Source organism: Sphingomonas sp. PAMC 26605, from assembly GCF_000241485.1.
Taxonomy (GTDB): domain Bacteria; phylum Pseudomonadota; class Alphaproteobacteria; order Sphingomonadales; family Sphingomonadaceae; genus Sphingomonas.
This window is the reverse complement of the sequence record NZ_JH584241.1, coordinates 1,801,950-1,804,913: the sequence shown is the minus strand read 5'-3', so window position 1 is coordinate 1,804,913 and position 2,964 is coordinate 1,801,950. Positions and strand designations below refer to the sequence as shown.

Here is a 2,964-nt window from a genome sequence, read left to right as displayed (position 1 = left end):
CCCTAAAGGGGAGGGGCTTAAGTCGATCAGTCCTTGTCGCGGTAGAATTCCTTCACCACCGCCCAGCCTTCCTCGGCGGTCTCGACGAAGGTGAAGATGCCGAGATCCTTCGCCGACACCACGCCTTCCTCGACCAGCGCCTCGAAATTCACGACGCGCTCCCAGAATTTGCGGCCGTAGAGCAGCACCGGGATCGGCGCGATCTTGCCGGTCTGGATCAGCGTCAGCAGCTCGAACAGTTCGTCGAACGTCCCGAACCCGCCCGGGAACGCCGCCAGGGCGCGCGCGTGCAGCAGAAAGTGCATTTTCCGTAGCGCGAAATAGTGGAACTGCATCGACAGCGCCGGCGTCACATACGGGTTCGGCGCCTGCTCATGCGGCAGCACGATGTTGAGCCCGACCGATTCGTACCCCGCTTCGGCCGCACCGCGATTCGCCGCTTCCATGATCGACGGCCCACCGCCCGAGCAGACGACGAACTGCCGCTTGCCTTCCTCGTCGACCGGGAAGGCGCTGACGAGCTGGGCGAGCTCATACGCCACGTCGTAATATTTCGACTTCTCGACCAGGCTCTCGGCGATGCGGATCGACGCCTCATTGCCATCGACCGCGTTCCGCGCGAGAGCGAGCAGTGCCTGCGCCTTGGCCGGCTCGGGGATCCGCGCCGAGCCGTACATCACGAAGGTCGAGCCGATCTTGGCTTCGTCGAGGATCAGCTGCGGCTTGAGCAGCTCGAGCTGGAAGCGGATCGGGCGCAGATCCTCGCGCAGCAGGAAGTCCATGTCCTGGAAGGCGAGGCGATAGGCCGGGTTCTCGGTCTGCGGCGTGCTCACCGCCGCCTTGGCGGTCTCCGCATCCTGCCGCGCGCGCGCGAAGACGCGGGAGGGGACGTGGGTGTTGCTGTCGGGATGCGATGCGTCGGGCGTGCCCGCTTTGGGAGTCTCTGTCATCCCGCGCATCTAGGCCAGCCCCGCCCCGATTTGAAGCCTAGCGGCAGAAGGCCTTGTGATCGTCTTCCAGATGGAAGTGGTTGTAGTGCGCGGCATTGTAATTGGGGCTGAGGACCGTGCCGAAGCGGCGGCATGCCGAATCATGGATCGTGCGCAGGAACGCACGCGCATTGGGATCGCCGCCGTTCCAGTCCTGCTGCACGGTGATCCGGCGCCCGTTCTCGAGCACGACGCCCGAGAAATCGACCGCATTGGCGAGCGCATGCCCCGACAAGCGCCCCGCCCCCGCCGCGGTGCCGATCACCGCGCGGCAGGCATAGGTGCCCATGCTCTCGATCCGCACCACGTCGCTCCCCAGCATTTGCCGCGCGGCGGGGGCGACGGCATGTTCGACCCAGCCGGTGAAGCTGCGCGCAAGGCCGCAGCGCATCGCCTTCAAATTGGTGACGGGCACGCCGATGTCGATCAATTGCACCGCGCCGACAATCTGGCATCCGCCGCCATAATCGCGATCGGGCAGCGGCGAATAGCGCACGTCCTCGCGTGACAGGTCGGCGAAGCACGCCTGCGTCTCGCGGCTCGTCGGCACGCTGAGCGTGATCGGCCGGCTGCCGCGCGGGCGAATCGGCTGGCGCTGGTCATGCCCGCTCGAACAGGCGGCAAGCAGCAGCGACACGAGAACGATGGCAATCCGACGCGACATGCGATCCCGATAGCCCGCAGTTGGTTAACGCCGCCACAAGCTTGCGACGAACGACTCATCGCTTGACGCGCAGCGCGACGCCACTAGGACCGTCGACGGGCCACGCGGTCCCAACGCCGCGCGTGCTCTCTGTAAGGAGAGACTATATGACTGATTCGACCGTTCTCGACGCCACAGCTGCGTCCGCCGCAATGCCCGCCACTCGGCCGGCGCGCCCCTATTTTTCTTCCGGTCCCTGCGCCAAGCCTCCGGGCTGGGATGCCGCCAGGCTCGCCACCGAATCGCTCGGGCGCTCGCACCGCTCGAAGATCGGCAAGACGCGGCTGCAGCTCTGCATCGACCTGATGCGCGAACTGCTGAATCTCCCCGACACCCACCGCATCGGCATCGTCCCCGGTTCCGACACCGGCGCGTTCGAGATGGCGATGTGGACGATGCTGGGCGCAAAGCCCGTCACCACGCTGGCCTGGGAAAGCTTCGGCGAAGGCTGGGTGACCGACGCGGTCAAGCAGCTCAAGATCGATCCTACCGTGATCCGCGCCGACTACGGCAAGTTGCCCGATCTCACCGCAGTCGACTGGTCGAACGACGTCCTGTTCACCTGGAACGGCACCACTTCGGGGGTCCGCGTGCCCAACGCCGACTGGATCCCCGCCGACCGCGAGGGCCTGTCCTTTGCCGATGCGACCAGCGGCGTGTTCGCCTATGACATCGACTGGGCGAAGATCGATGTCGCGACCTTCTCGTGGCAGAAGGTGCTCGGCGGCGAAGGCGGGCACGGCGTGCTGATCCTCGGCCCGCGCGCGGTCGAGCGGCTCGAGAGCTACACCCCCGCCTGGCCGCTGCCGAAGGTGTTCCGCCTCGTCTCTAAGGGCAAGCTTACCGAGGGCGTGTTCAAGGGCGAAACGATCAACACGCCCTCGATGCTCGCCGTCGAGGATTGCATCGCGGCGCTCGAATGGGCGAAATCGATCGGCGGCGCCGACGGGCTGATCGCCCGCTCGGACGCCAATGCCGCCGCGCTCGATCAGATCGTGGAAGAGCGTTCGTGGCTCGGCCATCTCGCCGCCGATCCGGCGACGCGCTCGAAGACCAGCGTGTGCCTGACGGTCGAGGGCGCCGACGAGGGGTTCATCAAGACCTTCGCCGGCCTGCTCGAAAAGCAGGGCGCGGCCTATGACGTCGCCGGCTACCGCGACGCGCCTCCCGGCCTGCGCATCTGGTGCGGCGCGACGGTCGACACCGCGGATGTCGTCGCGCTCGGCCCGTGGCTCGACTGGGCCTACGCAACCGCCAAGGCCGCGTAACCGC

3 protein-coding genes are annotated in these 2,964 nt (G+C 66.8%); 1 reads left to right on the top strand and 2 read right to left on the bottom strand.

The features are described from left to right. Positions 1-26: 26 nt before the first annotated feature. Both RH90_RS08325 and RH90_RS08320 read right to left on the bottom strand, forming a co-directional pair. Positions 27-950 carry an LOG family protein gene (locus RH90_RS08325; protein ID WP_010185068.1) on the bottom strand — a complete coding sequence of 308 codons (924 nt, stop codon included), beginning with the start codon at positions 948-950 and terminating at the stop codon, positions 27-29. 37 nt (positions 951-987) lie between these two features. Further along, positions 988-1,653: an extensin family protein gene (locus tag RH90_RS08320; RefSeq protein ID WP_010185067.1), complete on the bottom strand. Its 666-nt coding sequence runs from the start codon at positions 1,651-1,653 to the stop codon at positions 988-990. A 146-nt stretch (positions 1,654-1,799) separates the two neighbouring features. Here RH90_RS08320 and RH90_RS08315 point away from each other — a divergent pair, with 146 nt between their 5' ends. Beyond that, the gene (locus RH90_RS08315; protein ID WP_010185066.1) at positions 1,800-2,960 is read left to right on the top strand and encodes a phosphoserine transaminase; all 1,161 of its coding nucleotides are present in this window, start codon (positions 1,800-1,802) and stop codon (positions 2,958-2,960) included. The last annotated feature ends 4 nt before the right edge of the window (positions 2,961-2,964 follow it).

What these genes read in the sequence shown, in the direction of transcription:
- RH90_RS08325 (WP_010185068.1), bottom strand. Translation starts at nt 950, where the DNA reads ATGACAGAGACTCCCAAAGCGGGCACGCCCGACGCATCGCATCCCGAC.
- RH90_RS08315 (WP_010185066.1), top strand. Translation starts at nt 1,800, where the DNA reads ATGACTGATTCGACCGTTCTCGACGCCACAGCTGCGTCCGCCGCAATG.
- RH90_RS08320 (WP_010185067.1), bottom strand. Translation starts at nt 1,653, where the DNA reads ATGTCGCGTCGGATTGCCATCGTTCTCGTGTCGCTGCTGCTTGCCGCC.